This is a genomic window from Monashia sp. HAY1-2A, assembly GCF_056755315.1.
The window spans coordinates 1-3439 of the sequence record NZ_JBNDHY010000250.1; the positions used below are offsets into that span (position 1 = coordinate 1).

Consider the following 3439-nt stretch of genomic DNA (forward strand, 5'->3'; position numbering starts at 1 on the left):
GGTCCCTGACTGCTCTGTCACGCGTGCCATGCTCCTCAGCCTAGGTCCCCGCGGGACAGGTTCTCGGTCGTGGGTTGGTCGGGGTGCGGTGGTCCCTCAGCGGTCCTCGAGACCCCAGGGGGACCCGTAGCCGACCGGCTTCGGGGCGGCCAGCAGGTCGAGGAAGGGCACGGCGTCGAACGCCTCGGGTCCGAGGACCCCGACGCCCTTCCACGTGCCTCGGGCGAGCAGCTCGAGGGCGACGACGGGGTTGACCGCCGTCTGCCACACGACGCACTGGGCGCCGTACTCGCGCATCGTCTGCTCGTTGTCGACGACGTGGTAGAGGTAGGTGCGGCGCGGCTGCCCGTCGGTGCCCGTGCCGGTGACGAGGAGGCCGGCGCACGTCCTGCCGGTCATCCGCGGCCCGATCGTCGCCGGGTCGGGCAGGACCGCGGCGACGACGTCGCGGGGCGACACCTCGACGCCCTTGACGCGGACCGGGTCGGTGCGGTCCAGCCCCAGGGTGTTCAGCACCTTGAGGATGCCGATGAGCTCGTCACCGAGGCCGTACTTGAAGGTCACCCGTCGGGCCTCGACCCACCGGGGCATGAGGAGGACCTCCTCGTGCTCGACGTTGACGCACTCGACCGGTCCGATGCCCTCGGGGAAGTCGAAGACCTCCGGCTCGCTGAACGGCTCGGTGGTGAACCAGCCGCGGTCCCGCTCCCAGACCACGGGCGGGTTGAGGCACTCCTCGATCGTCGTCCACATCGAGAAGCTCGGCGCGAAGATCTCGCGGCCCTCGTCGTCTCGGACGACGAGGTCTGCGCCGTCGCGGGTGCCGAGCTCGTCGATCTCGGAGAAGAGGTGGTCGGCGGCGTAGCGGGCGAACACGTCGGACAGGCCGGGCTCGACACCGATGCCGACGAGGGCCAGGCGCCCGTCGGCCTCCCACTCCCCCGCCTCGGCGAACTGCTCGTCGCCGAGCTTGACCCCGGTGTCCGAGAACGGCCGTTCCGGATGGCGCTGCGACAGGCTCATCGCCATGTCGAGGTAGTCGGCTCCGGCAGCCTTGGCCGCGCGGAAGATCGGCATGTCGAACTTCGGGTCGACGGCGTTGAGCACGTGGGTCACCTCGTGCTCGTGGGCGAGCGCCGTGACGGCATCGGAGTCGGACGCGTCGACGCGGGCCGCGACGAAACGTGCCTCGCCCGGGTGGCGCTCGACGACGGCCGCGACGGTGCGTTCGGCACGCGTCAGGTCGTGGTCGGCGACGACCCAGCGCTCGAAGAAGCCGCGCTCGGCGGCGATGCGCGCCGCGGCGTCACCGACCCCACCGCAACCGACCATGAGCACTCGCATTCGGCCTCAGGCCACCTGACGGTTGCGGCGCTTGGACACGGCCTGACCGGCCACGACGACGGCGAGCGCGAGCAGGAACATCAGCGTGCCGACGACGTAGACCTGCACGGGCACCCCACGGGCCGAGGCCCCCCAGACGTACATCGGGAAGGTGATCGAGCTCGGGCTGGCGTTGAAGTTGGTGATGATGTAGTCGTCGAAGCTGAGCGAGAACGACAGCAGCGCACCGGCCGCGATGCCGGGGGCCGCGAGCGGCAGCGTCACCCGCAGGAAGGTCTGCACCGGGTTGGCCCCGAGGTCGGCGGCCGCCTCCTCCAGCCGTGGGTCGAGGGTGGCGACCCGGGCCTTGACGGCGACGACGACGAACGAGACGCAGAACATGATGTGCGCGATGAGGATGGCGCCGCGGCCCGACGGCACCCCGAGCATGAGGAAGAGCGTCAGGAGGCTCGACCCCATGACGACCTCGGGGGTGGCCATCGGCATGAAGATGAGCAGGTTCGTCGCCGACCGGCCGCGGAAGCGGTACCGACCCAGGGCGAAGGCGATCATCGTGCCGAGGACCGTGGCGGCGAGCGAGGCGATGACCCCGATCTGCAGGCTGAGGCCGAGGGACTCGCAGATCCCCTGTGCCCCACAGGGATTCGTCCAGGCGTCGGTCGAGAACTCGTTGAACGTGTAGTTGAAGCGACCCTTGGGCTCGTTGAACGAGAAGATCGCGACCACGAGGTTCGGCACGAGCATGTAGACGAGCACCAGCAGACCGGCGACGGCGATGAGGTGCTTCCTGATCCAGGCCATCAGAGGAGCTCCTCCGTGCCGGCGCGGCGGACGTACACCATGACCATCGTCACGATCGTGATGAGCATGATGAACGACAGGGCCGCGGCGAGCGGGTAGTCGAGGACGCGCAGGAACTGGGCGTCGATGACCGAGCCGAGCATCGTCGTCTGCGTGTTGCCGAGCAGCTTGGCGTTGACGAAGTCGCCTGCGGCGGGGATGAACGTCAGCAGCGTGCCGGCCACGACCCCGGGCAGCGACAGCGGCCAGGTGACGCGTCGGAACGTCTGCCACGGCGAGGCGTACAGGTCGCCCGCCGCCTCGAGCAGCCGTGGGTCGAGCCGCTCGAGCGAGGTGTAGAGCGGCAGGATCATGAAGGGCAGGAAGTTGTACGTCAGGCCCATGATGACGCCGAACTGCGAGTAGAGCAGGGAGTCGTTGTTCGTCAGCCCGACGGCCTTGAGCAGGTCGGTGACGTGCAGCGCGCGGGCCAGCGGCGTCACCCAACCGTCGTCGGACAGGATGGTGCGCCAGGCGAGCGTCCGGATGAGGAAGCTGGTGAAGAACGGCGCGACCACGAGGACGAGCACGAGGTTCTTCCCGCGGCCGGCCTTCTGCGCGATGAAGTAGGCGAGCGGGTAGCCCATGAGCAGCGCCAGCAGCGTGGCCGCGCCCGCGTAGAGCAGCGAGCGCAGCATCTGCGGCCAGTACTGGCCGAAGGCGTCGGCGTAGATGCCGATGTTCCCGGTGAACACGTAGCCGTCGTCGACGTTGCCCTCCTGGAGCGACTGCGACGCCAGCGTGGCCATCGGTGCGACGAAGAAGACGACGAGCCACAGCAGCCCGGGCAGCAGCAGCGCGTACGGCACCCAGTTGCGTCGGCGACGCGGCGCCTCGAGGGCTGCGGCCGGTCCGGGTGGGTGCGCCGTCGCGGACGGCAGGACGGCCTGCTCAGCCACGCTCGTCCACCAGCTCCGCGCCGGCCTCGGCATCCTGCGAGGCGTCCAGGGCGAACCCGTGCTCGGCGGCCCAGGAGATCGTGACGTTCTCCCCGAGCGTGGCCCGGGACGTGCCGTCGTTCTGCTGCACGACGGTCAGCTCCTGGCCCCAGGGCATCTGCACCGAGTACTGCGTCGCGACACCCGTGAACGACACGTCGCGCACGACGCCCCGCAGACGGTTGGGGCCGCCGGACTCACCGAGGCGCAGCTTCTCCGGACGGACGCCCAGCCACACGTCGCCCTGGCCGTCGGGCAGGTGGGCACGGGCGACCTCGAGCTCGGCCTCGTGGCTGCGGACCCGAACGGTCCCGGCG

Annotated in this window: 4 protein-coding genes; all 4 read right to left on the bottom strand. The window is 70.0% G+C overall.

What is annotated here, in order from left to right; all coding sequences use genetic code 11:
- Positions 1-96 precede the first annotated feature (96 nt).
- A complete protein-coding gene (locus ACPYOM_RS21330; protein ID WP_481347490.1) occupies positions 97-1344 on the bottom strand; it encodes a saccharopine dehydrogenase family protein in 1248 nt (415 codons plus the stop codon).
- 6 nt (positions 1345-1350) lie between these two features.
- Positions 1351-2145: an ABC transporter permease gene (locus tag ACPYOM_RS21335; protein WP_481341302.1), complete on the bottom strand. Its 795-nt coding sequence runs from the start codon at positions 2143-2145 to the stop codon at positions 1351-1353.
- Positions 2145-3083: an ABC transporter permease gene (locus ACPYOM_RS21340; protein ID WP_481347491.1), complete on the bottom strand. Its 939-nt coding sequence runs from the start codon at positions 3081-3083 to the stop codon at positions 2145-2147. The genes ACPYOM_RS21335 and ACPYOM_RS21340 overlap by 1 nt, the downstream gene beginning before the upstream one ends.
- On the bottom strand, positions 3076-3439 hold a 364-nt coding region (locus ACPYOM_RS21345; RefSeq protein WP_481347492.1), incomplete at its 5' end, for a TOBE domain-containing protein. The genes ACPYOM_RS21340 and ACPYOM_RS21345, both read right to left, overlap by 8 nt.

Excerpts from the sequence above, each read along its gene's own strand:
- ACPYOM_RS21330 (WP_481347490.1), bottom strand. The coding sequence starts at position 1,344 with ATGCGAGTGCTCATGGTCGGTTGCGGTGGGGTCGGTGACGCCGCGGCG.
- ACPYOM_RS21335 (WP_481341302.1), bottom strand. The coding sequence starts at position 2,145 with ATGGCCTGGATCAGGAAGCACCTCATCGCCGTCGCCGGTCTGCTGGTG.